The 24,249-nt window shown below is 65.4% G+C and carries 16 protein-coding genes and 1 pseudogene; 6 read left to right on the forward strand and 11 right to left on the reverse strand.

The window, feature by feature from the left end; genetic code table 11:
* Positions 1 to 26: 26 nt before the first annotated feature.
* The gene (serA, locus tag IE187_RS08625) at positions 27 to 1,604 is read left to right on the forward strand and encodes a phosphoglycerate dehydrogenase (protein WP_189675895.1); all 1,578 of its coding nucleotides are present in this window, start codon (positions 27 to 29) and stop codon (positions 1,602 to 1,604) included.
* Between the two features lie 59 nt (positions 1,605 to 1,663).
* A complete protein-coding gene (locus IE187_RS08630; protein ID WP_189675896.1) occupies positions 1,664 to 2,770 on the forward strand; it encodes an ATP phosphoribosyltransferase regulatory subunit in 1,107 nt (368 codons plus the stop codon).
* Between the two features lie 276 nt (positions 2,771 to 3,046).
* Here IE187_RS08630 and IE187_RS21820 read toward each other — a convergent pair whose 3' ends face one another.
* Entirely contained in the window at positions 3,047 to 3,220 is a 174-nt protein-coding gene (locus tag IE187_RS21820) for a hypothetical protein (RefSeq protein ID WP_438810922.1), read from the reverse strand.
* A 198-nt stretch (positions 3,221 to 3,418) separates the two neighbouring features.
* On the reverse strand, positions 3,419 to 3,859 hold the full coding sequence (locus tag IE187_RS08640) for a winged helix-turn-helix domain-containing protein (protein WP_189675897.1): 441 nt from the start codon (positions 3,857 to 3,859) through the stop codon (positions 3,419 to 3,421).
* A 178-nt stretch (positions 3,860 to 4,037) separates the two neighbouring features.
* Here IE187_RS08640 and IE187_RS08645 point away from each other — a divergent pair, with 178 nt between their 5' ends.
* The 3 genes and pseudogenes from IE187_RS08645 to IE187_RS21305 all read left to right on the forward strand — a co-directional run bounded on the left by IE187_RS08645 (position 4,038) and on the right by IE187_RS21305 (position 7,828).
* Complete coding sequence (locus tag IE187_RS08645; protein WP_189676235.1) at positions 4,038 to 7,235, forward strand: glycoside hydrolase family 2 TIM barrel-domain containing protein; 3,198 nt, start codon at positions 4,038 to 4,040, stop codon at positions 7,233 to 7,235.
* A gap of 51 nt (positions 7,236 to 7,286) precedes the next feature.
* Positions 7,287 to 7,517, forward strand: a pseudogene (locus tag IE187_RS21300) (DUF4861 family protein); the annotation flags it as partial.
* A 152-nt stretch (positions 7,518 to 7,669) separates the two neighbouring features.
* A complete protein-coding gene (locus IE187_RS21305; protein ID WP_229839367.1) occupies positions 7,670 to 7,828 on the forward strand; it encodes a DUF4861 domain-containing protein in 159 nt (52 codons plus the stop codon).
* 113 nt (positions 7,829 to 7,941) lie between these two features.
* Here the strand turns inward: IE187_RS21305 and IE187_RS08655 are convergent, their stop codons facing one another.
* From IE187_RS08655 to IE187_RS08675, 5 genes are all read right to left on the reverse strand, one after another.
* Positions 7,942 to 9,111, reverse strand: coding sequence for a hypothetical protein (locus IE187_RS08655; protein WP_189675898.1), 1,170 nt, complete (start codon positions 9,109 to 9,111; stop codon positions 7,942 to 7,944).
* Entirely contained in the window at positions 9,108 to 14,150 is a 5,043-nt protein-coding gene (locus tag IE187_RS08660; RefSeq protein ID WP_229839313.1) for a DUF11 domain-containing protein, read from the reverse strand. The genes IE187_RS08655 and IE187_RS08660 overlap by 4 nt, the downstream gene beginning before the upstream one ends.
* 75 nt (positions 14,151 to 14,225) lie before the next feature.
* On the reverse strand, positions 14,226 to 15,281 hold the full coding sequence (locus IE187_RS08665) for a DUF11 domain-containing protein (RefSeq protein WP_189675899.1): 1,056 nt from the start codon (positions 15,279 to 15,281) through the stop codon (positions 14,226 to 14,228).
* Between the two features lie 56 nt (positions 15,282 to 15,337).
* On the reverse strand, positions 15,338 to 15,796 hold the full coding sequence (locus tag IE187_RS08670; RefSeq protein ID WP_189675900.1) for a hypothetical protein: 459 nt from the start codon (positions 15,794 to 15,796) through the stop codon (positions 15,338 to 15,340).
* An 11-nt stretch (positions 15,797 to 15,807) separates the two neighbouring features.
* On the reverse strand, positions 15,808 to 16,818 hold the full coding sequence (locus IE187_RS08675; protein WP_189675901.1) for a hypothetical protein: 1,011 nt from the start codon (positions 16,816 to 16,818) through the stop codon (positions 15,808 to 15,810).
* A gap of 260 nt (positions 16,819 to 17,078) precedes the next feature.
* Here IE187_RS08675 and IE187_RS08680 point away from each other — a divergent pair, with 260 nt between their 5' ends.
* Positions 17,079 to 17,666, forward strand: coding sequence for a response regulator (locus IE187_RS08680; protein WP_229839360.1), 588 nt, complete (start codon positions 17,079 to 17,081; stop codon positions 17,664 to 17,666).
* On the opposite strand, the gene IE187_RS08685 is transcribed toward IE187_RS08680, so the two are convergent.
* The 4 genes from IE187_RS08685 to IE187_RS08700 all read right to left on the reverse strand — a co-directional run bounded on the left by IE187_RS08685 (position 17,663) and on the right by IE187_RS08700 (position 24,125).
* A complete protein-coding gene (locus IE187_RS08685; RefSeq protein WP_189675903.1) occupies positions 17,663 to 18,430 on the reverse strand; it encodes a response regulator in 768 nt (255 codons plus the stop codon). The two genes, IE187_RS08680 and IE187_RS08685, sit on opposite strands and share 4 nt — an antisense overlap.
* Before the next feature lie 32 nt (positions 18,431 to 18,462).
* On the reverse strand, positions 18,463 to 22,347 hold the full coding sequence (locus IE187_RS08690) for a PAS domain S-box protein (RefSeq protein WP_189675904.1): 3,885 nt from the start codon (positions 22,345 to 22,347) through the stop codon (positions 18,463 to 18,465).
* Between the two features lie 262 nt (positions 22,348 to 22,609).
* A complete protein-coding gene (locus IE187_RS08695; RefSeq protein ID WP_189675905.1) occupies positions 22,610 to 23,002 on the reverse strand; it encodes a hypothetical protein in 393 nt (130 codons plus the stop codon).
* 412 nt (positions 23,003 to 23,414) lie between these two features.
* The gene (locus IE187_RS08700) at positions 23,415 to 24,125 is read right to left on the reverse strand and encodes a Crp/Fnr family transcriptional regulator (RefSeq protein WP_189675906.1); all 711 of its coding nucleotides are present in this window, start codon (positions 24,123 to 24,125) and stop codon (positions 23,415 to 23,417) included.
* Positions 24,126 to 24,249 lie beyond the last annotated feature (124 nt).

Below are 24,249 nucleotides of genomic sequence, written 5' to 3' on the forward strand. Positions count from 1 at the left end.
TACGCCGGGGCGACGGAGTAGAATCCATGCCAAAAGTCCTCATTTCCGACAAAATGGACCCCAAAGCCGCCCAGATCTTCCGCGAACGCGGCATCGAGGTCGACGAGATCACCGGCAAGACCCCCGAGGAAGTCATCGCGATCATCGGCCAGTATGACGGCCTCGCGATCCGCAGCTCGACCAAGGTGACCAAGGCCATTCTCGCCGCCGCGACCAACCTCAAGGTCATCGGCCGCGCCGGCATCGGCGTCGATAATGTCGATATCCCCGCCGCATCGGCGCAGGGCGTCGTCGTGATGAACACCCCGTTCGGTAACTCGATCACCACTGCCGAGCACGCCATCGCCTTGATGTTCGCGCTCGCCCGCCAGCTGCCCGAGGCCGACGCCTCGACCCAGGCCGGCAAGTGGGAGAAGAACCGCTTCATGGGCGTCGAGCTCACCGCCAAGACGCTCGGCCTGATCGGCGCGGGCAACATCGGCGGCATCGTCGCCGACCGTGCGCTCGGCCTGCGGATGAAGGTCGTCGCCTACGATCCGTTCCTGTCGCCCGAGCGCGCCGTCGAACTCGGCGTCGAGAAGGTCGAGCTCGACGAACTGCTCGCACGCGCCGACTTCATCACCCTCCACACCCCGCTCACCGACCAGACGCGCAACATCCTGTCGGCCGAGAATCTCGCCAAGACGAAGCAGGGCGTTCGTATCATCAACTGCGCGCGCGGCGGCTTGATCGACGAGGCCGCGCTCAAGGCCGGGCTCGATTCGGGGCACATCGGCGGCGCGGCGCTCGATGTGTTTGTCGAGGAGCCGGCCAAGAGCAACCCGCTGTTCGGCACGCCCAACTTCGTCTCGACCCCGCACCTCGGCGCCTCGACCGATGAAGCGCAGGTCAATGTCGCGATCCAGGTCGCCGAGCAGATGTCGGATTATCTGATGTCGGGCGGCATCACCAACGCGCTCAACGTGCCGTCGCTGTCCGCCGAGGAAGCGCCGCGCTTGAAGCCGTACATGGCGCTCGCCGAGAAGCTCGGGTCGCTGGTCGGCCAGCTCACGACGGGCTCGATCGGGCGGATCTCGATCCACAGCGAAGGCGCTGCCGCCGAGCTCAACCAGAAGCCGATGGTGTCGGCAGTCCTCGCCGGCTTCCTGCGGACGCAGACCGACACGGTCAACATGGTCAACGCACCGCTCCTCGCCAAGGAGCGCGGGATGGAAGTGCGCGAAGTCCGCACCGAGCGCGAAGGCGATTACCACACGCTGCTGCGCGTCTCGGTCAAGACCGATGCGGGCGAGCGGTCGGTTGCGGGCACGCTGTTCGGAGACGCCGCGCCGCGCTTGGTCGAACTGTTCGGCATCAAGGTCGAAGCCGATCTCGCCGGGCACATGCTCTACGTCGTCAACGAGGATGCGCCCGGCTTTATCGGGCGCCTGGGCACCTTGCTCGGCACGGGCGGGGTCAACATCGGCACCTTCCATCTCGGCCGCCGTTCGGCGGGGGGCGAGGCGGTGTTGCTCCTGTCGATCGACGAAGCGCTGACGCCCGATCTGCTCGCGCAAGTCCGCGCGCTGGCGGGCGTGAAGACCGCGATGGGCTTGGCGTTCTGATCCTCTCCGAAGCGCGATTGCGGCTTTCGCTGCAATCGCGCTTCGGGCAAGGCGCGCGCATGACATCTTCCCTCCTCCCGACCGGCTTCCACGACCGGCTCCCGCCCTTCGCCGACGCCGCCGCGCGGCTCGAGCAAGCGCTGCTCGGCGCAGCACATGCTTATGGCTACGAACGCGCCGACCCTGCCCTCGCCGAGTTTGAGGCCGGGCTGGCCGGTCGCCTCAAGGCCGCACGCGCACAGGACGCGGTGCGTTTCGTCGACCCCGTCTCCCAGGCGACGCTCGCGATCCGCCCCGACATGACCGCGCAGATCGGCCGCATCGCCGCGACGCGGATGGGCCACCATCCACGGCCCGTCCGCCTGTCCTATGCCGGCCCCGTGCTCAAGCTGCGCGCCTCGCAACTCTCCCCCGAGCGGGAAATGCGCCAGATCGGCTGCGAGTTGATCGGCCTCGACACGATCGCCGCCGCGCGCGAGATCGTCGAGGTCGCGGTTGCCGCACTCGCCGCCGCCGGTGTTTCCAACGTCTCGATCGACTTCACGCTGCCCGACCTGATCGACGTGCTGGCGCGCGGCCCCTTCCCGGTCGAACCCGGCCAGATCGATACCCTGCGCGACCGGCTCGACGCCAAGGACGCTGGTGCTGTCGCCGCGCTGGCGCCCGCCTATCTCCCGCTGATCGAGGCCGCTGGCCCGTTCGAGTCGGCGCACGACCGGCTGTGCGCGTTCGATGCGGGCGGCGCGCTGACCTCGCGGCTCGACGGGCTGTGGCAGATCGCCGAGGGGCTCAAGGGCCGCGTCGCGCTCACGCTCGATCCGACCGAGCGCCACGGTTTCGAATATCAGAGCTGGCTCGGCTTCTCGATCTTCGCTGGCGGCGTGCTCGGCGAGATCGGCCGCGGCGGCACGTATACGATCGTTCACGAGAATGGCGCGGAAGAGACGGCGGTCGGCTTCTCGCTCTATGCCGATGCGATCGTCGCGGCGGGGCTCGCTGAGGTCGACCGGCGCCGGCTGTTCGTGCCGCTGGGGACCGATCCGGCTGTGGCGGCAGCGATGCGCGCGGCAGGCTGGGTCACCGTCGCCGCGCTCGAGGCCGGCGACACACCCGGGGCGCAGCTGTGCACGCATGTGCTGGCCGAGGGTGAGCCGCGCGCGCTTTAGGACACGCGCGCAAGCTGCGTTATGCCGCCTGCTCGTCCAGTCGTGCGCCCACGGGTGACGCGAGCATCGAACGCTGTGCTACAGGTTGGCGTCTCGCCTGACGGCTTGATACCCCAGGACGACGTCGACAAATCCCAAGTGCCGCGCATCGAGACGCTTGCCGGCGGAAAAACCCCACATTCCGCCTCGCCAAGCTCGGCAAACTGCGCACGCGCGGCGTCGAACTCGAGGGAGGCGCGCGTTTCAACCCTGCGTTCAACCTCAGCGGCGGCGAGATCACCGCCGCATCGTTCGCCAGCACGAGATGCCGCAGCGCCTCTCCTGCCCCGTGTAATGGAACACGCGGTCGTCGGGGCCGAGATCGACCTGCAGCAACGGCGTGAGCACGCCGATCATCTGGCGGTCGACAGAGTTGATCGCGGTGGCGGCAAACAGCAGCCCGCAGATCATTCAGCGATACGATCCGGCGCGGCGCGCGGCATCGGTAATCGTGGCTGCGGTCGCGGTCAGAGCTGGAGGCGTTTCGCGGCACGGGATGGTCGAAGGCCCGATCGGCATCACCTAGGCATTCCGGCCGTTCACCGACCCGGCTGCTCCGGAGTTTGACGTCGGGATTGCGCCATTTGTAGGACAACCTGAATGCGCTCTTCAGTCGCTCGCGCCGCTTCCCTCCCCTTTCGGGCGCAGGCTGGTCGTCTCGCTCAACTGCGAGTGGCGGCTGAGGCTTTCCTGCATGTGATGCCGCGCCGCCTCGCGCGCACGCGTAGAGTCCATCCGTACGATCGCGGCGAGGATCGCCTCATGCTCGCCCTGGACCTTGGCGGCGTAAGCACGGTCGCGCGTCACCTGGAACGCGCGGTATTGCGCGGTTGCGGCGACGAACACGCCCGATCCCTGGCGCGAGGTCGTCAGCCCCTGCGCCGACAGCCGCGCGACCGCCTCGCGTACCACCGTCCGGCTGACATTCTCCGCCGCTGAGATTTCGAGCTGTGTCGGGAAACGCGAGCCCGGCGGCATTGCGCCCGTACGGATCCGTTCTTCGAGCTTGGCGAACAGCCCATCGGTCAACGATGCAGAATTTCGGGCCATCGCCATTTCCCTCCCACCGCCCCCAATGCACCGGAGCGCTAACTTCTTGTCAGACTAATTTTGCAGTTGTAGCATAACTGCTGACATCGAAGAGCGCTGAGCGCTACGGTCAACGGAGAGGCGCATCGTGCGGTCGGTATTCCCCCTATTCCTCAGCGGTGTCGCGTGTCTCACGCCCATGGCGGCGGCAGCGCAAGGCGCGCCGGTCGCGCCGATCCAGCCGCAAGTGTCGCCCGATCGCCCGGATTGGGAAAATCCTGCCGTCTTCGCCATCGGAAAGGAACCGCCGCGCGCGACGGGCTTCCCGTTCGAGAGCCGCGCCAAGGCGATCGCCGGGCACCGCACCAAGTCCGATCGCTTCCTGCTGCTGAGCGGACAATGGGCGTTCGCGCTGTCGCCCAATGCCGACCAGCTGCCGGCGGGGTTCGAGAAGCCCGACTACGACGTCTCGCAGTGGAAGACGATCAAGGTCCCCGCCGACTGGCAGGCCGAAGGCTTCGACCAGGCGCGCTACAACAACATCACCTACCCCTTCCCCGCCAACCGCCCGCTGATCCCGCACGCGACCAACCCGGTCGGATCGTACCGTCGCGATGTCGAGATCCCGGCGGGCTGGTCGGGCAGCGACGTGATCCTGCATATCGGTGCCGCGGGCTCGGCCTATTACGTCTGGGTCAACGGCGCCAAGGTCGGCTATTCCGAGGACAGCAAGCTGCCGTCCGAATTCGATGTCAGCCGCTATCTCAAGCCCGGCCACAACACGATCGCGATCCAGGTCTATCGCTGGTCCGACGGCAGCTATCTCGAGGACCAGGATTTCTGGCGCGTCTCGGGGATCGAGCGCGAAGTGTTCCTGATGGCGGCGCCCAAGACCCGGATCCGCGATTTCTTCGTCCATGCCGGGCTCGACGAGCGCTACCGCGACGGCAAGCTCGCGGTCGATCTCGCGGTCACGCCCGCCAAGGCAGCGACCAGCGCGCGGATCGTGCTGCTCGATGGCGACCGCGTCGTCACGGAAAAGTCGACCGCGATCGCCGCAGGTCAGGCCGAACGCTCCGTCTCGATCGCAACCACGATCCCGCAAGTGAAGCCCTGGACCGCCGAGACACCCAACCTCTACATGCTGCTGGTCGAGCTCTACGACGCGAAAGGCGCGATCGTGCAGTCGACCTACAGCCGGATCGGCTTTCGCAGCGTAGTGATCCAGAACGGCCTCGTCACCGTCAACGGCCAGCCGATCACGATCCGCGGCGTCAACCGCCACGAGCATGATCCCGAGACCTTCCACGTCATCTCGCTCGAATCGATGGAGCGCGACATCCAGCTGATGAAGCGCGCCAACATCAACGCGATCCGCACCTCGCATTATCCCAACGATCCACGGCTTTACGAGCTGGCCGATCGCTATGGCCTCTATGTCATGGACGAGGCCGATATCGAGAGCCACGCCTATATGGACTTTGCCAACAAGCATCCCGAGCAGCGTGGCGCCTATCAGCTCGGCTTCGATCCCGCGTGGAAGGCCGCGCACGTCGCGCGCGTCACCAACATGATCGAGCGCGACAAGAACCACCCCTCGATCATCTTCTGGTCGCTTGGCAACGAGGCCGGGATCGGCCCGAACTTCGCCGCAGCGGCAGCGGCAGCCAAGCAGCGCGATCCGGCGCGGCTCGTCAGCTATCTCGGCTGGGGCACGTGGGACGGGCGGTTCGAGCACCACCCCAACGACTTTGCGGACATCTATGCGCCGATGTACGACACCGCCGCCAAGCTCGTCGATTACGCGACCAACTGGTCGTTCCGCCAGCCGCTGATCATGTGTGAATATGCGCACATGATGGGCAATTCGGGCGGTGACCTGAAGGAATATTGGGACGCGATCTACGCGCATCCCGACAAGCTCCAAGGCGGCTTCATTTGGGACTGGGTCGACCAGTCGATGTATCGCAAGACCAAGGACGGGCGGCGCTATTGGGGGATGGGCGGCGAATATGGCCCCAATCCCGGCGGCGAGCTCGAATTCGGCGACGGCCTGGTCCAGTCCGATCGCACGCCCAACCCGCAGCTGTTCGAGCTGACCAAGGTCTATGCGCCGATCCAGTTCGAGGGCTTCGACCCCGCCAGCGGCGCACTGCACGTCGCCAACCATTATGATTTCGCGAGCCTCGCCGGGCTCGATCTCGGCTGGCAAATGCTCGAGGACGGCGTCGTCGTCGCGCGCGGGACGATACCCGCGCTCGCCACTGCAGCGCATGGCCACGAAACGACGACGATCGCTCTGCCCGCGATCGCGCGCAAGCCTGGCGCCGAATATTTGCTCAACGTCATCGCCCGGGCCAAAGACGGTGGCACCCCGGGGATCGCCGCGGGCCAGGTGATCGGCTGGGAACAGTTCCCCCTCGGCAACGCAGTGGAGGTCGCCAAGCCCGCCCCCACGGGCAAGGTCGACGTCTCGCAGGCGGGCACCACGATCACGCTGCGCGCCGCCGGGGCCGAACTCGTGCTCGATCGCAAGACCGGGCTGCTCGTCCGCTATGCCGCCAACGGTCGCACGCTGCTGCGCGGCGGAACGCCCGATTTCTACCGCGCCCTGACCGACAACGACGTCGGCGTCGGCGTCGAGCGCACCCATGCCGTCTGGAAGGCAGCCTCGAGCGATCGCACCGTCGAGGCAGTCGAGCAGCATGCGACGCCCGGCGGCGCCGACATCACGATCCGCTACCGCATCGGCCAGGACGTCGCGCGTTTCGTCACGCGTTACGCGATGGCGGGCGACGGCAGCGTGGCGGTCGAGGGCAGCTTCACGCCGCTGCGCACCGATTTGCCCGATCCGCTGCGGATCGGCCTGGCCTATGCCATGCCCGCCAGCTTCGACACGCTCGAATGGTATGGCCGCGGCCCGCACGAAAGCTATGCGGACCGCAAGACCAGCGCGCCCATCGGCCTGTGGCGCGGAGCAATCGCCGAGCAGAACCACGATTACATGCGGCCGCAGGAAACCGGCAACAAGGTCGATGTGCGCTGGATGGAGCTGTCGGATCACGCCGCCGGCGGCCTGCGCGTCCAGGGCGACGCGCCGCTGTCGATGAACGCGCTCGCCTTCCCGTACGACGATCTGTCGCACCGCGCGCCGGGCACGCGCCGCAGCTCGGACATCGTTCCGCATGATGCGGTTTCGTTGATGATCGATGCAGCCCAGTCCGGGATCGGCGGCGATACGCAATGGGACCAGACCGGGCGAGCGCTCCCGCGCTACCGGATCGCGCTCGCGCCGCGCAGCTTCGGCTTCCGGCTGACCCCGTTCAACGGCGCGGGCACCACCCCGACGCTCGCCCGGCCCGCGTCGGCGACGGGCGTGTCGGAGGTGATCCAGTGACCGCGCGCGCGCCCTCGCGCCCGCTCGCCGGCACGCTGCTCCTCTTGGCCGGTGCCGCCGTCGCGTAGCAGGCCGCCACTCCGAGGCGGCCGAGCCGCCCTCGGGCTTAGGATCTGGCACGACAACAAGCTGTGCACCTCGCGCAATTGCACCCGCCACCGCATCCTCACGAACGGCCCCGATGCCGCTGACTTCGAGGTCGATTATGCGCCCTGGCCAGTCGATGTCGATCGCCGTGTATGGGAGACGCGCCGCTTCACGCTGCCGCTCGGCACGCAGTTCACGCGGATGGTCTCGACGCTGTCGTCGGACAAGCCGGGTCCGCTGATCGTCGGCATCGGCATCGGCCGCCACACGATCGGCGCGAGCGAAGGCGCGCTGTCGGTCGACCGCGCGCACGGCGTCCGCTCTCTGGAGCGCCCAGGCTGGCGCGCATGGCGATCGCGCTCAAGGTCGAGCCGGGCAAGCCGTTCGTCTATTATTACGGCTCGGCGTGGGACGAGGGCGTCGGCGGCCCTTGCACGCGCGGCGAGTGGGACCGCTACACCCTTACCGCCCCCGTCGATTTTCGCGTGCCGACCGACCGCCGATAGGGGGGGGAGACTCGATGAAGCGCCGCGATCCTGCGGCGAGCGCAGCGCACCGGCAATCGACCCATTCGCGGTCGCTCAAGCCAACTTCCGATGTCGATCAGGGCCTCGCATTGCTATTTGATCGAGGCTGCGAACGACAAGGTGAAATTGGAATTCGCGGCCATATTGCCCGAGGGCGTGATCCGAATGGCGTTCACCAATGGGTCGTAGCCATTCGACGGGGCATAGGACCAGGTCACCCCCTTGTCGTTCGAGTAGCTTATATTGGCAGCGGCGAGTGTAACCCCGCTCGTCCCGGAAACGAGCTTGACGGGCAACGCGGTGGTGCCATCGAAATTTGTGTTGAGGTAGGTTATCCCGGCGGGAAAGATGTCGGTAAGGATGATCGTACCCGGATCGACCGGACTGTTTCCAGTATTCGACACCGAAAACACGTAAACCACGTCGGTGCCGGGCAGGTTGTACGCCCCGAGATTTCCGGAGCGTGGCGCCGATGCTTTGGTCACCGACAGCGACGGCATCGGACACGCACTGATCGACGCAATGCCAGCGCCCTGTTGACCCGTCGTGGTTTCGCCCGACTGAAACGGATAGTTTCCGTACCGCAGCACGACCGTCGTGACGGGTTGCGCAAACGTCGCAGTGATCGTGCCGTCATCGGAATTGTTGTTCGAAGCGCCGGTGCCGGCCGCTTGCGTCGCAGCGAGCGTTACCGGCGCAGTCGTGGCGCCTGACGTGAGCGCGGATCCGGTTGCCGTCCGTGGCGCCGTTGCGCCGTTCCCGTTCCCCCAGGGGGTGGTGAGCACAGGCGTATAGGTGGTCGCGCCGCTCGCCCCCGTTATCATGATCCAATCCCGATACTGGTTGAGCGTGAAATCGATATCGTGCGTGACGACCGAGAAGTCGCGAATTGGCGTGGAGAATGTGAAGGTCACCGTGATGACCCGCGTTCCGCTGGTCAGGTCGGTGGTCCGGCCCGCAAAAATTCCGCCGAAGACGAGGTCGCGTTTGGTCGCATCGGGGCCTGTGATCAACGTCCCGATCGCCGGCATCTGCGTGTTCGCAATGGCCGTCGAGCTCAGGCCGTTCTGCGCAATCGCCACGGAAAAGGGCAGCGAAGCGCCAGCGCTGCTGACGGCGGTGTAGGCATAGGTGGAACCGTAATTGAGCGTCGCCGCCGGCTGGTTGGCAAAGGCGAAAGTGTACTGGCTCGCGACATCGCACGAGGCGTGCGCCACAGCGGGCGCCACGAGCGCCATGAGCGCGGCAAAAACCCTTTTCATCGACCCGATAGTCCCAGGAAAGCGAAGCGCGTCTGATCGAACTTCAGACGTGCGGTGAGGAATGCGCCATGATGCGTCGACCGCTCCGCCGCAAAGTCGCGGTCGGCAAAGCCGGAAAAATTCCAGCCGGCGGTGACCAGCATATTGGCGGCCGGGCGAAGTCCGATCACCGGGCCGACGGCATAGGCCAGGGTGCGCCCGTCGAGATCGCCGCGCGCGGTTGCGTGCACCCCGACTTCGAGCCAGTCCGCCAGGCCGAGATGTCCGTCGAGCCCCGCCACGGCGGTCACGCCGCGAAGGTCATAGCTCGCGATCCGGTCGCTGGTATAGCGCGCGGCGAGGAAGATGCCGATCTCGCTGCGCTGATACAGGCCGGTTTCGTCGCGGCCATACGGTGCCCAATCGAACGACAGGCTGCCGAGCAACCGGCCGGAACGCGCATCGCCGGTGACGAGCAACACGCCGCCGCCGGGCGCCGTCGCACCCCTGACCGCGCCGCTCACACTGTCGGCGCGGTATTCGAGCTTGGCCAAGAACGCGACCTGACGGGATGCCGGTCGCGATGCCGCCGACACGGCGACGTTGGCGACGCTGGTGGTGGTGCCCCCGACCTGGACACGCGACCAGGTCGCAAGGCCGCCAAGTGCCTGCCCCTCGCCAAGCTGACGCAGCAAGCCGAGCGTCAGCGCGGCCCGGTCACCGAGCGAGCCGAGCCGATATTCGGCACGCGCCGTGCTGCTCCACCGGCCGCCGCGATAGCCCAGCCCCAACGTCAGCGCGTTGAAATCCTCGGTCAGCGTCGCACCGTTGCCGACGAAACCACCGCTGGCGACGGGCTGTGCGGCGGTGACGACCGTCGCCGGATCGATCCCGCCGAGCGTACGGTTGCCATCGATCGTCGCATCGATCGTCCAATGCTTGCCGAGCTCGAACGATTGCGCAAGACCATAGGCTGCGTAGCTGCGCCGGCCATATTCGCTCAGCATCTGATCCGACACGCTGCTCGTGATGCGGCCGCCGGCCCAGGGCTTGAGGTCGAAGCCCAGGCGCGCGGTCCGTGCATCGATCTTGTCGCCATGCGCCAGCTCGTACGTGCCGACCAGCGTGACGGAATCGCTCAGCGCGAAGCGCGCCCCGGCGCGGTGGCGTTGCGGGAAGTCGATGCTGCCGGCATTGCCCAAGGCGAGACTGCTGCTCGCATCGAGCTCCAGTCGATTGTCGAACAGCCGCTGCGTCGCGCCACCCTCGATCAGCGTCGAGACCGCCGCGCCGCCATTGGCGAGGCGATCCTCCGCATGCGCCAGCGCGATGCGAAAATCGGTCCGCGCGCCGCGATAGTCGAGCCGCAGCTGCGCCGCGCGGCGGGTGGTCGCATCGACCAGGCTAGCGTCGTTCCAAACGCTCGCCGTTGCAGAGAGGTTTTCCGTGACCTTGGCGCGAAGATCGGCGCCGATCTTGCGGCGGCCACGTTCGGCGCCGTTTTGCTGGCCAAGCCCGAAGCCAAGATCCTGTTGCCGCGCATAGCCGAGCAGATCGAAGCGTCGATCATGATGCTCGACCTCGACCTGCCAGGCCATTCCGCTGCTCTGGCCGGGCTGGGTGTTCGCGGCGCCCGAAAGCGACCGATTGCCCCGGCTGGCGGCGAGTTCGGCGCGGATCTCGGTGTCGCGCGCAAACCGCAGGCGGAGATCGGTCGCGATCAGATCGGTCCGCCCCTGATCGCCATCGTCGTGCAGCACGGTGGCCCCGACGCGCAGCGCGCCGCCCCTGCCGTCATACCGCACGCGCGCGCCGCCATTGAGCGCGCCGGAATCGTCCCGATCGACCTCGTAATCGGCGACGATGAACTGCGGGTTCAGGTCACTCGACCGGCTCAGGACGGGTGCCGAGAAGCGGATCGTTCCGGCAGCATAATCGATATCGTAATCGACGAAACGAGTCAGCGCGCGGCGGTCCATGATCCGCTCGGAGCGCAGCCGGTCGCGGACTTCGATGACGATCTGCTCGCTATTGGCGAGCACGTCGCGCGACGCCAGCGCATAGGGGCCCGACAGGCCATTGCCCTGGATCTCGTCGCGACGATGCCGAGTCGCGATGCGGGCGGCAAAACCGCTGGCGGCAAGGCGACGGCCCCGCGCTTCCGCCTTGAAGCCGGTCGCCGTCCGGGTGTAGCGGCCGAGATCGGTTTCGCCGAAGCCCGTCTCGAAATCACCGAACAGCGCATAGAACTGGCGCCGCTCGAGCTTGACGTAGAGCTTGCGCGTCGATGCCGCGTCGAACCTTCGCTCGGAGCGATCGGCATAGAGCGTATAATAAGTGTTGGGGTCGATCGCGCCCGAAAGGCGCTGGTCCTCGCGCCGCTTTGCGCTGTCATAGGCGAGCGTCAGCAGCCATTTTCCCAGAATTCGCCCCTTTGCGTAGAAGGCGATCCGACCGTCGGCGCGGATCTTGTCCGCACGCTCGATCGCTTCGATATGGCCTGCCAGCCCCGCGCGGTCGACACCGGCCTCGGCCAAGCCAACGATGGTCCAGGCGCGGGCGCCCGGTTCGAGCCATGTCTCGACTTGCTGCGAGCGGACGGTATCGCGATCGCGGAAGCTGAACGTGATCGTGACGGCGCCGCTCACCGTGGTCGGGGCGAGCGCGATATAGGCGATGCCGTCGTCGCCCGTCACGTGCCACACGGGTTTGGCCCGGCCGAGCCCGGTCAGCGCCCGTGCCTGTTCGGCGTCGATCTCCATCGCCGTCGCATAGGGCGCAGACACGGCGATATCGCCGACGGTCCCGGCGTGAACCGGGCGGCCGTCGCGATCGATGAGGCGGACCGCGAGGACCGGGCGGCGGACGCCATCGGCGACGAGCACGGATTTTTCGGGCAGATACTGCGCGCGCGCCGCCGTTCGCACGAAATGGACGTCGCGCGACAGCGTCGTGACCAGCGCGCCGTCGCTGCCACGGACTTCGGCGGTCAGATGCGTCGTACCGTCGCCGAGCGGCACCCCACGCCACATGCTGACGGCGAAGCGCTGCGCCGCTTCGGTGCGGCTCCCGTCGAACGCGACGGGATCGACCGGCGTGCCGTTCGCGAACAAGGTGAGTTTCTGGCCTGGCAGATGGCGGATTGCGACGCGCACCGCTGGCGCCCGCGGGTTGTGGTCGGGTTCCGGGAAGAGCCAGGAGATATCGGCTTTGCCATCGGCGAACCAGTCGCGCTCGCCAGCGGCGGCGACGCGGTCCGAGACGGGTTCTGGTACATCGGTGCGCGCCACCCCGGGCTGTGCCGAAATCACGGCGTGGAAATCGGCCGTGACGAGCGCCCCGCCCTGCCCTTCGACAAAGCGCGAAATGGCACTGCCGGCCGACCGCGTGCTGCGCACGCAGTCGACGAAGCTGCTCGCTGGGGAAAGGCTGGTCGGATCGACCTGCACCACATGCCGCCCCGGCAAAACGCCCTCGAAATGATAGCGGCCATCGCGGTCGGTGATCGCGTAGCTGCCATCCTCGAGAAAGACGCGCACGTCCGCGATGCCTGCCGCAACCCGCGGTATCGCGGCGCAGCCACCCGCCATGATCCGGCCGACGATCGTCATGCGTGCCGCGATCGTGTCGCGATCGATCCTGACGGCGACGCTGGCATTGCTCTCTGCGCCACGCACGTCGATCGTCCGGGCGCGGTTGAGCGCTTGCCCTGCCGGGGCATCCGGCCGAACCTGCAGGACATAGGTAAGCGTGCGCTGTGCGCCCGCCGCGATCGTCCCGAGATCGACGGTAATCGTGCGTCCGTCCGCGGCAATCGTCACCGCGGCGGGATCGCTCGCTCCATCGACGCGGATCGTGTCGGGTCGCAAACGCATGACCGTCGGCAGGATGTCGGTCAGGATGACGCCGCGCTTGGCATGCGTCGTGTCCGGATTGCGCGCCGTGATCGTGTAGACGACCCGATCGCCCGGCGATGCCACGCCGCGCGACGCCGTCTTGGTGAGGTTGATAGCCACAGGCGGCCGGTCGAGCGGAATGTCGATCCGAACTTCCGCCGGTCCGCTCAGCGTGAACACCTCGCCATAAGACGCGCCGTTGACGACAAAGGGCTGACCACCGGGTCGGAGCAAGGTGGCGAACTGGATCGGCGTCAAACTCGATGGTGCCACATGGGGCGCCGGGGCCTCGACCTTGAGGCGATAGCGTCCGGCGTTGGCCTGTGGGAAGCGATACTCGCCCGGCGGCAGCGCGTACGTCTGTCCGGCGCCATCGGTCACGGTTTGCCCGGTGACGATGCTCGACGGATATCGCGTCTTTCCGTCGGCGGCGTACACCACCGCGGGCAGGCCCGTCACGGCATCAAGCATCGTGACGCGCGCGCCGGAGACCGGAGTGCCGTCTTCGCTGTCGAACGCCACCCCGGCGGGATCCACCAGAGTGTCGATGATGGCCGTTGCGATCGGCTTCTGCGTGCCGTCGCGACGGCATTCGATCGAGATCTTGTCGTCCGCGCTCAGGCTCAGCGCGCAATCGCCGGTGGCGAGCGCGGGCGGCGCGGCACGCGTGGCGATGATCCCGACGAATTCGCCACTGTTCACGGCGTTTTCGGACACCACGAGCGTTTCGCGATCGCCACTCGTCGTCACCAGGGTGACCGTGACGGTATCGATCGCTTGGGGATCGCGGTTCGCACTCGGCGCCGCCAGCTTGAAGATCAACGGTTCGCCGGCCCGAACCTCCGTCGAGGGCGTAACGCCGCCGATCCCGGCTGCGCTTGCCGGACCGATCGGCGCGGCCGCTTGCGGGGCGACGGCCTGACACAGCGGCGTCCGCACCGAAAAGACGAGCGGCGAACCGACGTCTGGACGGTAGGTGGTCAGCGTGACCGCTATAGCCTCGACAGTAACGGTGACCGGATTGGAGGCGATGCTGCCGTTGGACCAGTCAGCCCGCGCGACATTCTCGATCCGCGTCTGCGCCTGGCATGCGCTTGCCAGCGCGGCGCAGCACGCCACGATCGCCACCATCCATGCACAGAGGATCAGAAAGAGTTTGCGCATCTCGATTTCAAGACAGGAGCGGGTCCGCCGGTGGCTCCGGGTCGAAGCAAGGATTTGAACCACCGGCGAATTTCGTCAGTTTATGGTCGCGCGGAACAGCAGGGTGCGGGCGTCGCCCGCAGCGACGCTCGACAGCGTTCCCGTGATGGTGCCGGAGGCAAAGCTCCCGCCGCTCGCGCCATCCGCATTGCAGGTCGACCCCGTCACGGTTCCGTTGAGAAAGATGCCGAACGACGAGAGGTAGGTGATCGTGGTCGGCAAGACGTCCGCCAGCGCCACGTTGGTGGCATTTGCACCGCCGGCCGCATTGGCGACCGAAATGCAATATTCGATCGTCGCGCCCGGGATCATCTTGGGGTTGGTCGTGCCGTTGAACGGATCGCTGACGATCCGGCTGACCTTGGTCACGCTCAACGCGGCGGCAAAGACGGTGTAATCGTTCTTTGCCGAATACGCTGCGTCTCGCGCGGCGTCTGTCGCACCGGCACCGTCGGCGAACACGGTATCCATGCCAGCGGTATTGCTGCCGGTGGTCTGCACCAGGGCGTTACCCTGGGTCCCTGCCGTACCGCCTTCGCGCCCGGTCGCGGTCAAAGTCACTGCAGCGACATCATTGGTGGCGCGGCCGAGCGGGATGTCGGCAACGACGAACACCGTCTTGGACGTGTCGGCTGCCAGCTCGTCGAGATAGGCGACCTGGCTGTCGCCGGCATCGTAGACGCCGTTGGCGTTCGTATCGACGTAGATGCGCAAATTGGTCGCGTCGAACGTGTCGGTGTTCGAATGCGCTCCGGCGCCCCCCGTCTGCTGCGAAACGGCGAGTGCGAAGTCGAGCGTGGCGTTGGATGTATTGGTGACCGAGAACGCCGTGACTGCGGCGAGTTGTCCCGGTGAAACCTGGGTGGTCGACGTTCCGACCGCCGCAACCACGAGATTGACCTTGCGGTCGACGGTGAAGCTGTCCGACGCGGCAATCTGGTTCTGGGCCACGCCGCCCACTTGGTAGTTGACCTGAACCGTGTTGGTGATGGTCGATCCGGCCTGAGTCCCGGCCGCGAATGCGGGAGTAGAGCCAAGTACGGCGAGCGCGACAAGGCTCCCCGCGCCCAGCAGGGTGCTGGCACGTGTCATGATAGTCTCCGATTAGGGTGTGCGCGCCTTGCCCCGCCGGCGCGCGCAGCGGTTGGTTAGCGGACGATGCCGCGGTACTTCAGAGACCCACTCGCGCCCGGCGCGATGCTGGGCAGCGTCCAGCGCAAATGGGTAACGTCGGTTGCTTGAGCCTGTCGTGGTGCGACACCCGCAACCGCGATCCGGAGCGCGGCAAGCGCCCCGAAGGTGCGCCCCCCGTCGACCGACACCTGTGCTCCAGGCGTACTGTCGCCGGTGAAGATGACGCCGTTCGGCACAGGGTTGGTCACGACGAAGTGCACGACCGGCTGCGTGGTCACGTTGCGATAATTCGTCGCCAGGATCAGCCGATCACCGGGGACCACGTGTTTCGCGTCCGACACCACGGTTTCCGGATGCCCGTTGGTCAGGACCGTTTTCTCGGTCGTCACGGTGCTGCTGAGCGACACCGCGTTGGTCGCCGCAACGGCGACCACGGGCAAAGCGACAGCAGCGAGAAGAGCAAAGAGTTTCATAGCGATCATCCTCAATTGATGCGGGTTTTGAATTCGACGGTGTGGGTCGTTCCGGCGGTCTGCGCGCCCAGCGCGACATCGATACCGGCGCTCGACGCAGTCCCGACGTCGGCGTCGGCGGCATCCGACAGATTGGCGCCGTCGAGCGTGAGCGAGCTCGCCTGGTAGCCGGTGCCCGCGGGTATCGCGTCGATCACATGCAGGCCCGCAACGCTGCCCGAGCCCGTCACGGTCGAAACCAGACGCCAGGTGATGATCGATCCCGGCACGGCGCGTGTGCCCCCGAACGGATCGGTCACTGTTGCCGACTTCACCAGGTTGACGGTCCCGCGGCTGACGACAAATCCGCTCGTACCGTCACGCATCGCGTGGGTCGCGCCTACGACGGCGTCGCCGCCGCCCGTGCCCTGCGCGGCAAACAGCGTTCCCGGCGCCCCGCTGCCGGTCGTTGCCGTAGCGCTCAACCGGACGAGGCCATGCTTTGCATCAAGAGCGTCGGCCGGGATCGAGGAGACGACGAAGACGGTGACGCCGCTTTCCGGCGCCAGCACCGGCGTTGCGCCACCCGCTGCGACCACCGCATCGACCCCCGGCTCGTACTGGCCATTGCCGTTCGTATCGATCGCGAGCTGGGTGATGGTGGGATCGAACGCGTTGCCGGTGACGGTCCCGACAGCCGCCAGCGCGAAGCTTTCCTCACCGTTGCCCTTGTTGGTGACCGTGAAGGCCAAGACCTGCGCCGCGCTCCCCGCCGTCGTCGCCACGTCGGCCGTTTCCCGCGCCGCCACCGCCACGTCGAGCATCTCATCGACGCGGATCGAAACCGTGTTGGACGTGATCGTCGCTTGCGTCCCGCCCTCGGGATAGGTCGCGGTCGCACTGTTGTTGATGATTGTTCCGGCCTTGACGCCTTCGGCGTGGACGGGGGACGCGAAGACCAGCGTCAGCGCGGTCATCGCGACCGCGGGAATGCCAGTGCAGCGGGGCGTCGAAGCGGGCAAGAAGGAGGTGTTTTTTGTCATAGCCAGGCCATTCACGGCCGAACCCGTTAAGCCTATCTTGCCATCCGGCGGCTTCATCCGAAAAGACGAGATCGCCAAACCGATGACTAATCCTTTCAGATCAGCGATAGACACATTAGCGGTACGGCTGCGGATTCTTGCCGGAACCGCCGCAGTTGGATCGATAAACGAATCGTTACCCCGGGGCCCAGAGACCTATGACAACGCCACCCTCGATCCTTGTCGTCGACGACCATCCGATCTGCGCAGCGGCGCTATCCATGGCTTCACGCGCGGTCGATGGCGAGGCGGTCGTGACGACGGTAAGCACCATGACGGAAGTCGAGACCGCGCTGCGGGAAAGGCGTTTCGACCTCGTCTTGCTCGATCTGATGCTGCCGGACGTGAACGGACTTTCCGGGCTCGCCATGGTGCGCTCGCTTTCGTCGGCAACCCCTGTCGCCATCGTTTCCGGTCGCGACGACATGACGACGATCCGGCAAGGCCGCGGCCTGGGCGCGAAGGGCTTTATTTCGAAATCTGCCGAAATCGACGAGATGATTGCGGCGATCAGGGTGATCCTGGCGGGTGGCCAGTGGTTCCCCGATGCCGCAATGGCGGACGGGGCGGCAACCGAGCACGAAGATCTGGCGCGACGCCTCGGGGAGCTGTCGACCGCGCAACTCCGCGTGCTGCGGGCGATTGCGGGCGGGCAGCAGAACAAGCAGATCGCCTACGAGCTCGGGCTCGCCGAGCCGACGATCAAATCGCACCTCGCGGCGATCTTCCGCAAGCTTGCCGTCGGCAACCGGACGCAAGCCGTTCTTGCCTTCCAGGCGCTCGAAGCGCGCGGCGACGAAACGCCCTAGGAGAGAGGATCCGAGAGCGACACTGCGGCATCTTCGGACAGGACGCTTTCGATCGCTTCGCGCGTCGCTCTGCCCGTCGCCGCCAGCTGGTTGCTCCTATCGCTGCGATCGTCGGGAGCGCGTTCGATCGTGCGGCACATTTCGGCCAATCGCGCCGCACCGACGGTGGTTGCCGCGCCTGCCAGCGCATGGGCTTCTTGCGCGACTCGCGCGCGATCGCCCGCTTCAAGCGCTTGGACGAGGGTTTGAATCGACTGATCCAAGGTGTCAGCCATCATGCCAAGCAAGACGTGCGTATCGTGCAGCCCCAGCGACGATCGCAGCATGCTCAGATAATCGATATCGATCAGCGGTTCGGCCTCGGCGCCGCTCCGATCGACGATGGGCTGCACCGCATCCGCTTTCTGGAGAAGCTCGCCGACGATGCGCAGCAAATCTTCCACTTTGAAGGGTTTGCGAAGATACGCGCTTGCGCCTGCATCCATCGCGAGCCGGGCGTGCCAATCGCTCCGGCGCGCGGTGAGCATGAGCACCGGGATCGCCTGAAACCGCGGCGAAGCGCGCAATTCCTGCAAAATCGGCAGCCCACCTTTTCCGGGTAGCGCGCAATCGAGAATGATGAGATCCGGATCGCTTTCCCAGAGACAATCGATCGCGTCCAAACCATCCGCGACGGGAATGACAGTGTGCGCCGCGCTTTCCAGCGCCCGCGCAACGATTTCTTGTACCAGTTCGTCATCCTCGACAATTACGATCGTCGCCATCCATCTTCCTTGAAATGTGGTGCAAGCTCGGCTCACCAGACCGCTGGATCCGATCTTCGCAGCCGTGGCATTCCAGCGCTTAGAAACGCCAGCTTTTCCGGGATGGGAAGCCGCGCCAGCGTCTCGGCGAATTCGGCAGCGATTTCGCCCATGCCGTCGTCATCGAAGAACCCCGCACTGCCGGCGACCTTGTGGAGCTCGTCCTGCAATTCGTCCGCGGTCTGCGGATCCAGGTCTCCGGCCGCGACGACGGTCTCGATCCTGGCGATCAGGCGGTCGGTCCGATCCGCGAATTTCTTCGCGAGCGCGCTGCTGACTCGAAACGGAGCGGCATCCCCGGGTGCCGGATCGGACGCACGACGGTATTTCTGGATCACGGCGCGAAGGGCGTCGATCGTAATCGGCTTGCTGAGATGATCCTGCATCCCGGCTTTACGACACATCTCGATGTCCGATTCATAGGCGTTGGCCGTCAACGCAACGATCGGAAGCATCGCGGTATCGACCCCCGCGGCACGGATGCGCTGCGTGGCATCGACGCCGTTGAGCGTCGGCATCTGCATATCCATGAGGACCAGATCGAACGCCTCGCCCGACCTGATCATCTGGTCGACCGCGGCCACGGCGACGGCACCGTTTTGCGCGATGGTGGTCTTGCACCCGAGCCGAGCCAACATCGCCTTGACCAAATGCTGATTGATCTCATGATCTTCGGCAACCAAGATATGCAAGCCCAAGTCAGACGAGACGGCATCGCTCTGCTTCGCCTGATCGGCAGTGCGTGCAATTCGTGCCTGGTCTTCGGCCACGCGGAGCGGAAGCGCGAGGGTCAGCGTCGTGCCGACGGCTTTCGTGCTGTTGAGGGTCAGCGTCCCGCCCATCAGCTGCGACAACTCCGCGCTGATGCTGAGGCCAAGCCCGCTCCCGCCGAACCGCCGCGCCGTGCCGTCCTCGGCCTGCACGAATTTCCCCATAACGGCAGCCTGCCGGTCCTCATCGATGCCGATGCCCGTGTCTTCGACACTGAGCGAGAGCATCGCGCCCTGCACCTCGGCCCGGATCGTGATCGATCCGACCGTCGTGAACTTGATCGCATTGCCGAGCAGATTGAGGATGATCTGCCGCAAGCGCAGACCATCGCCGATGATGTTCGAGGGAACGCCGTCGGCCATCGAGAACGTGATCGGCAGCGATTTCCCGAGCGCGAGCGGCGCCATCAGTTTGATGCACGCGCCGACGAGATGCGGCAGGTCGACCACATCGTGAAAGATGACCAACTGTCCCGCCTCGATCTTCGTCAGATCGAGAATGTCGTTGAGCAAGCGCATCATGGCGGTGCCGGAGTCGGCGATGAGTTCGACCTTGCGCCGCTGGTCGGGGGTCAGCGTATCCGCAAGCAGCAACTCGGTAAACCCGAGCACACCGTTCATCGGCGTCCTGATTTCGTGGCTCATATTGGCGAGAAAGCTCGTCTTCGCCTCGGCAGCGCCCTCCGCGGCGGCGAGCGCGCGCTCGAGATCGAGTTCGAGGCGCTTGCGTTCGGATATGTCGCGCACCGAAACGATGATCTCCGAAGGCAATCCCGTCGCCGGATCTCGCACCAAGCCGCTGTTTGCCTCGAGCCACACCCAGATTCCGGGCCGGTCAATCGGCTCGGCCCGATACGCGACGATCAGCTGGTCCTCATCCCCCGTCGCAAGCCGCTTATACTGCGCATTGACCCGTGCTGCATCCTCGGGATGGAATCTGGTCAACATGTTCCGGCCGATGAGGCCTGCGGGATCGACGCCAAGCAACCTGGCGACCGAAGGCGACGCGTAGATGCACGTTCCGTCGAGGCTTAGCCGAAATACGGCATCGGTGGCGTTCGCGGCCAACAGGCTGAGCTGCTCCTCGCGCTCGCCGAGCGCCTTCTCCGCCAGCTTGCGCTGGGTGATGTCGATGTTGACGCCGATATAGCCCACCAGGCTGCCATGCTCGTCAATCTCGGGTTCGCTAATCACTTCGACCCAGCATGTGCGACCATCGCGGTGCTGAAAGCGAAATTCACTCCGCAGACCGATACGCTGTTCGACTGCGCCGATCCAATCCCCGAAGAGCCGATCCCGATCATCGGGGTGGATCGCCGACGCCCAACCGCTCCCGAACGCCTCGGCTTCGACCAACCCCGACAATTTCAGCCATGCGTCGTTGACATAGGTGCAGTTGCCCGATGAATCGGTTCGGAAGATGCCCGCCGGCGACAGGCTGGCCAGCGTCTCGAAAAGGCGTTTGCTCTCGGCAAGGTCGATCTGCGACTGACGCTGTTCGGTAATGTCGATGACCGCGCCGATGAACCCCGTCAGGCTACCTTGGTCGTCGAATTCGGCGCTGTTGACCGTTTCGACCCACATCTCTCCGCCTTGGGCGCGCTTGAACTTCGATTGGCGGACGCGGACTTCACCCGGAACGAAGCCGATCCATGCCGGCCGCTCGATAAAGGGCGTCGGATCGGCCAAGGCCCGCATCCACCCATTGCCCAGCGATTCCTCGAAACTGAGACCGACCTTGGCGACCCACTCGCGATTGACGTAGGTGACGTTGCCGTCGGCGTCGGCCCTGAAAATGCCGATCGGGGCCGATTCTGCCAGGCGCCTGAAGCGCGTTTCGCTGTCCTCCAGCGCCCGCTTCGCGGTTACGCGCGCCGTCACGTCTCGCACGGAATCCGAGATTTCGAGCAGCTTGCCCGCGCGATCCCAATGGAATTTCGGGCGTGCTTCGAGCCACCGCGCCTCGCCCGCTTTGGTGAGCGCGCGATATTCGATCGTCCGTCCGTCCCCCGCGACCGATGCCGCGCTGAACGCTTCGGCGACGCGCGCGTGATCATCCGGATGCATGAACGCAAACGGGGTTTTGCCGATCAGGTCGTCGGGTACGTAACCGAGCAAATCGGTGACCGACGGGGAAACGTAGCGAAAGATGCCGTCTGCCCCATAGAGCGCGATCACGTCGCTGACATTGTCCGCGAGCAGCCGGTAATGGCGCTCGCTTTCGGCGACGCAGGCGGCGGCCAGATGTTGCGCGGTAACGTCCTGGAATACGCCGAAGAGCGACGTCGTTTTGCCGCTGGCATCGGCGGAGCACTCGGCGCGCGCGATCACGTGACGGATTTCTCCGTCGGGCCGGCGGATTCGCAATCCAAAATCATAGCCTTCGCCGGTTTCGACCGCGTTCGCGACGAACCGCGTCAGCGTTTCGCGGTCGTCCTCATGGTATAACTTCTGGATTGCCTCATAGTCCGGGACCGCTTGGGAAACCGGAAGACCGTGGATTCGGAAGACTTCGTCAGACCAGATGACTTTTTGCGCAACGAGATCGAAACGCCAGTGGCCGACGCCGGACATCGCCTCGGCGGTCCGTAACAGGCGGTTCTGCTCGTCGAGGATCGACCGTGCCTTCGACAGTTCGAGCTGGTCGACGACCAGTTGCGCAAGCGACCGAAGATAGTCGATATCCGCCTCGCTGGGGCGCGGCCTGGGCTCCGTATCGATGACGCACAAGGTGCCGAGATTGTGCCCATCCGACGTCGTCAGGACAGCCCCAGCATAAAAGCGGATAGCGGGCGCGCCCAAGACCAGCGGGTTGGTGTCGAACCTGGCGTCGGCAAGCGCGTTCTCGACCACCATGACCGAGCCAGGGGCCAGATTGATCGCATGATCGCAAAAGGCCCAATCGCGCGGCGTCTCACCGACGTCGAGGCCGATGCACGCCTTGAACCACTGGCGCTGTTCGTCGATCAACGAAACCAGCGCGATCGGCGCCTTGAAATACCCCGCTGCAAGCTTCGCGATCCGGTCGAAACGGTCTTCGCGCTCTGTTCCCAGAATGGCGTGTTCTCGAAGCGAGGCGATCCGTAAATCTTCGGCCGTCGGTATCATCGGGATTGGCATAGCGACGTTTGAAGCATCGGGCGCCATGAGTGTGTGGTCGGATATGGCGTCGCGGCGCCGCCGGGACTGCGCCTATTCATCGCCTTGTCAGGAAGGTGCCGCATACTCGCCCCTACGGATAATTACCTAACGACGTGCCGATAAATGGTTAACAAATCATGCGACTGCATGTCTTGCCGGATGCACCGGGTTGGTGAGCCAAAGCCGCCCCTGTGTACGCCCCCCCGCGTACACACGATTTTACGCCGATTTACGGCGGCGGCGATATCACCGCCACGGTCGTATGGGAATTGATGGCGAACGATTGACCGGCAAAGAGCCGTGCGTGTTGGACGAATTCCTCGACAGCACCAGCGAGCTTCGAGGCAAAGACGGCTTCGGTCAGCTGCACACCAGCATAAAGTTCCACCTCGACCAGACAGTCGATCAAGCGGAAGGCACCGACACGGGCGGTCGCGTTTCGTAGCAAATGCGCCTCTTGACGCGCGCCCTTCAAGTCCCCCGCGCCGATCAACAGATCGAGCCGGTCTCCGATCTTTTCGGTCCAGTCTGCGAGTTCGGACAACAAGGCATTGCGACCTGCAGCGCCGACGGATCGATCGAGCTCGGCGATCAGATCGTCGTCAAAAACAAGCGCGTTCAACGCTGACGCACAATCGATGCGAAGGTCAGCTGGATCGGCCCCTGGACCAGGCGCGTCCGAATACCTCCATCGACGTCTTTGAACGATCTGTTAAGCATAGCTGACGGAACTTGCCGACAACCTCTAAGCGGCACAATCATACATTCGGATGCACATCTCGGTCCGACCGAGCTAGCGTTCGATGATTGCGGGCGCGGTCCAGGCATCTTCGGGTTGCCGGCACCGCAACGCCGTCGGCTTCGCGGAGACCTCGCCAAACGCATCGGTCATCCGTGCGCGTAATCGAATGAAGATCGCATATATTGCGTCCATGCCCCCCGGATCGAGGAGCGCGAGCGACCATACCCCCGGGCACCCTGCTCGGCAGCGACCCGAGATCGCGCGCGGTACGATGACGCGGTACGCCAGGCCGCTAAGCAGCGACCGCCCGCGCTTCCAGTCCGATCGAGTCCGTGATCGTGATCGCGCGTCCGCCGGGAAGCCGAATAATCCCGGCCGCCTTCAAATGGGTCATCTGCCGGCTCACCGTTTGAATGGTGAGCCCCAGGACGTCGGCGATCTGTCCGCGCGACAAAGGCAAATCGAAGGTCACCGGGGCGTCGTAGGTCGCCCTGCATCCGCTCGACGCTGTGCGTGAGGTCATGTCGATCAAAAACCCTGCGACCTTTTCAGCCGCCGACGTCCGGGCCAGCGTCCACATCTGCCGACGGGCAATGTTCAGGGCTGCCAATGTGCGCTGAAGCAACAAGCGCTCCATCCCGGCCTGATCGGTCAGCAGCCGCTCGAATGCTCTGCGCGAGTAGACACATAACTCGGCATCCGTCATCGCCGTGATCGTGAATTCAGCGCGCCCTGGATAGGGCTGCCCGACGAAATCGGCTGGGTACAGCAGCCCGACGATCTGCTCACGACCCTGCGTGGTGCAGGCGACGAGCTTGAGCACGCCGGACAGCAAATTGCCGCAGATGGTGCTTTCGTCACCGGCCCAGATCACCGTTTCGCCACGAGAAACGTTTTTATACCGCCCGATCGTATCCAATGCCGCGCGTTCGCTGCGCATCACGCTCGCGCACACCCTCGGGTCGGGTGCCGTATCATCGGCGCAGATATCCATGCTGAGCATAGGAAGTTTCATACGCCCACGAGATGATAAACCTGCATCAATTCGGCATACCTAGGTATATGCCGAAGGCGTCAGGCAGGTAGGCCGCGTCGCGAACGAGGCACCCTCGCGCGGGTGGTGTCCG

Origin of the sequence: Sphingomonas glacialis, from assembly GCF_014653575.1 — a bacterium.
Taxonomy (GTDB): Bacteria; Pseudomonadota; Alphaproteobacteria; order Sphingomonadales; family Sphingomonadaceae; genus Sphingomonas; species Sphingomonas glacialis.